This window comes from Imhoffiella purpurea (genome assembly GCF_000585215.1).
In the GTDB taxonomy this organism is placed as follows: domain Bacteria; phylum Pseudomonadota; class Gammaproteobacteria; order Chromatiales; family Chromatiaceae; genus Imhoffiella; species Imhoffiella purpurea.
In genome coordinates, this window is the sequence record NZ_AONC01000113.1 from 1 (window position 1) to 3,168 (window position 3,168).

General features: G+C 60.5%; 3 protein-coding genes. All 3 read left to right on the forward strand.

All coding sequences use genetic code 11. The annotated features are described in order from the left end of the window. The first annotated feature begins 172 nt into the window (after positions 1–172). On the forward strand, positions 173–385 hold the full coding sequence (locus D779_RS20605; RefSeq protein ID WP_043758342.1) for a hypothetical protein: 213 nt from the start codon (positions 173–175) through the stop codon (positions 383–385). Between the two features lie 200 nt (positions 386–585). Next, positions 586–2,292, forward strand: a complete 1,707-nt coding sequence (locus D779_RS20610; protein WP_232424266.1) for an alpha-amylase family protein — start codon at positions 586–588, stop codon at positions 2,290–2,292. Positions 2,293–2,656: 364 nt separating this feature from the next. Continuing rightward, a partial coding sequence (locus tag D779_RS20615) for a hypothetical protein (protein WP_043758348.1) occupies positions 2,657–3,168 on the forward strand: 512 nt, incomplete at its 3' end.

Genomic DNA, 3,168 nt, shown 5'->3' on the forward strand with positions numbered 1-3,168 from the left:
GGCGCCAGCGCGTCTCCTGGAACGGCTCGGGCGATGAACCCGGATGCCGGAATACCGTCAAAGATCGGGCTCGTCGCCAAACTCGATTTCGGTCGCCTTGGCCGAGCGACGCGGAACGGATCGGTTCGATCCGAACGCTGTCAATCCATTTCACGAATGAGGAGAGGATCCTATGGCTCAATGGCGTGACGTTGCGAAGGCATTTGCACTGGCGGATGGCCACATCAGTCAGAAGGAGGTGAACATCCTGCGCAAGGCCCTGCTCGACGATGGCCATGTCTCCAAGAGCGAGCTTGATTTTCTCAAAGAAATCAAGCGAGATGCCGCTTCGTCGGTGCAGTTGCTCGACGAGCTGATCGCCGACTGCGAGAAGATCGTCGGCTGATCCCTTCGGCATGCCTCCGCCCCGTCGCAATGACGGGGCAATTGGCCCCTTTGCCAGCCGGAGCGACGCTCGTTCCACCAAAGGTGAACGGCTCGGCCTTCAAACCTCGCCTCGTCTATGCATAATGTGTCCAAAAACAGGGGGGATAGGTCATGCACTCAGAAACGAATGGGGCTCCGCCGTCGCTTCCGAACGGTGTCATGCTCAACGCTTATCCGGACAGCGTGGGGGGCAGGCTGTCCGGAATGGTCGATCTGCTCAAGAGACCCGAGTTCGAGAAGACGTTCGCGCTCTTCTACATCCTGCCGACCTTCTTCAACAGCGATCTCGATCGCGGCTTCTCGGTCATCGACTACGACCACAATCCCGAGCTCGTCACCGAGGACGATCTGCGTGATCTGAGCCGGCTCGAGATCATGTTCAAGCTCGATCTGGTGCTCAATCATCTCTCCGTACGTTCCCCGCAGTTCCAGGATCTGCTGCATCTGGGAGACCGTTCGGAATATCGGGATTTCTTCATCGACTGGAACGACTTCTGGGCCGATCAGGGCGAGCCGACCGCCGAGGGATACCTGATGCCCAAGCCCGAGCACCTCGAGAAGCTCTTCATGCGCAAGCCAGGGATCCCGATCCTGAAGGTCCGCTTTCCGGACGGATCGGAGCGGCCGTACTGGAATACCTTCTACCAGGAGATCCGCTACTCCGAGGTCTCGCCCGACGACCTGCGCGAGATCGAGGGGCTCTCCGAGTCCGATGTGGAACTGCTCGTCGACATGGTCAACGCTCGTCTTCGCCAGAAGCCGGATCTCGGCACCATGGATCTCAATGGCTATGCGAGCCTGAAGGACAAGGTTGTCTCCATCGTCGAGCGCAAGCGCGACTACCTGGGTCAGATGGACCTGAACGCACGCTCCGAGAAGGTCTGGCACTTCTACGACGAGACGCTGCGCAAGCTCCGCGACTATGGCGCCCGGATCATCCGGCTGGATGCCTTCGCCTATCTGCACAAGGCGCCCGGCGAGCCGAACTTCTTCAACCGGCCCGGCACCTGGGACTATCTCGACCGTCTGCGCGGCATCGCCGAGAAATACGACCTCATCGTCTTTCCCGAGGTTCATGCCGAGTACGGAAGCGGTCTGCACGAGGAGGTGGCCGGAAAGGGATTCCCCATCTACGACTTCTTCTTCCCCGGTCTGGTCATCGACGCGCTCGAGCGCGGGACCAACGAGCATCTGCTGGAATGGATCGGCGAGATCCAGGACAAGGGCCTCAAGACGATCAACATGCTCGGTTGCCACGATGGGATCCCGGTGCTGGATCTGAACGGCAAGGAGGTCGACGGGATCCGGCGTCCCGGTCTGCTGGCGGAGGAGCATATCGAGGCCGTCATGAGCCGCATCATGGAACGCGGCGGCCGGGTCAAGAGTCTCTATGGTCCCGACGGCAGGAAGATCTCCTACTATCAGGTCAACGCCACCTTCTTCAGCGCCCTCGGCGAGGACGAGCGCAAGCTGCTGCTCGCACGGGCCATCCAGCTCTTCATGCCGGGTATCCCTCAGGTCTGGTATCTCGATCTCTTCGCCGGCAGTAACGACTATGCCGCGGCCGACCGTGGCGGTACCGGTGGGCACAAGGAGATCAACCGCACCAACCTGACGCTCGAGCAGGCCGAAGAGGCCCTGCGCAAGACACTGGTCCAGGATCAGCTCGACCTGATCCGGCTGCGCAACACCTCTGAGGCATTCCTCGGGGAACTGAGCGTCGAGCGGGCCGATTCCCACACCCTGAAGCTGACCTGGAGCCACCAGGGGCATCGTGCGACTCTCGAGGCGAATCTGCGGGATCACAGCTTCTGCGTCGAGCACGAGACCCCCTCGGGGCTGGAGAGCCGACGGCAGTATCTCTGATCTCGATCATCTCACCGGTTTCGGAATCGCGCTCGCCCCGGCTCTCTGCTGGTCTCCGCTCTCAAATCCGATAGGAAGGCCGTCGATCGGCGGTCTTCCTCCTTTTCGGCGACTGATCGTCCTATTTCTGCCGCCTGCCCGTCGGGACGGATCCAGCCAGGCTGGAGCCGGCTGCCTGGACGCGGCCATCTCGCATCATCATTCGGCCTTCTTCGCTCAAGCATGCTTCGAGCTTGCCGTTAAGCAGTCTGTGTAGTGGCGCACATCCTTGGCGCACACGAATGATTAAGCTCGCTCCAAGACTCGGCCCAGGGCGTCGGGTTGGGTTATAGCCGCTTGGAGCACGGAGATGGAGTAGACGAAGATGGCTGATCAGGGCGTTACCGCTAAGACGGCAGGAAAATTCAACAATGATCTGGCCTATGGCGGGATCGACTACATCAGCGATGTCGATTGGTTTGAAGTCTCTGCCGAAGGGGATACCTTATACAAGGTCATTCTCGAAGGGTACGGTACGTCCGACCCCCTCTCCGACGGTACCCTGCGGCTGCTCGACAAGAAAGGCAAAGAGATCACCGACGAGTTACCCCTGACAGTCGAAGAGAATCCGAGCACGGGGCTCTACAGCCTCACCTTCATTAACGGCGCAAAGGCCTCGGACTATTTCGTCGCGGTCGCCGGGGATGCCAACCTGGTCGGAAACTATCGGTTGACGCTGGATACGATCTCGGACGACTACGGCGACACGGCGAAGACAGCGGGCGAGCTGGCCGCGGCCGAGCAAGCCGGACACATCGACTGGGCGGGCGACGTCGACTGGTTCGCACTCGACGTCGAGACCGACACCCACTACACGATCACCCTCAACAGCACGGA

Bases quoted from the DNA above. Each gene is read 5' to 3' on its own strand.
- D779_RS20610 (WP_232424266.1), top strand. From the start codon at position 586: ATGCTCAACGCTTATCCGGACAGCGTGGGGGGCAGGCTGTCCGGAATG.
- D779_RS20605 (WP_043758342.1), top strand. From the start codon at position 173: ATGGCTCAATGGCGTGACGTTGCGAAGGCATTTGCACTGGCGGATGGC.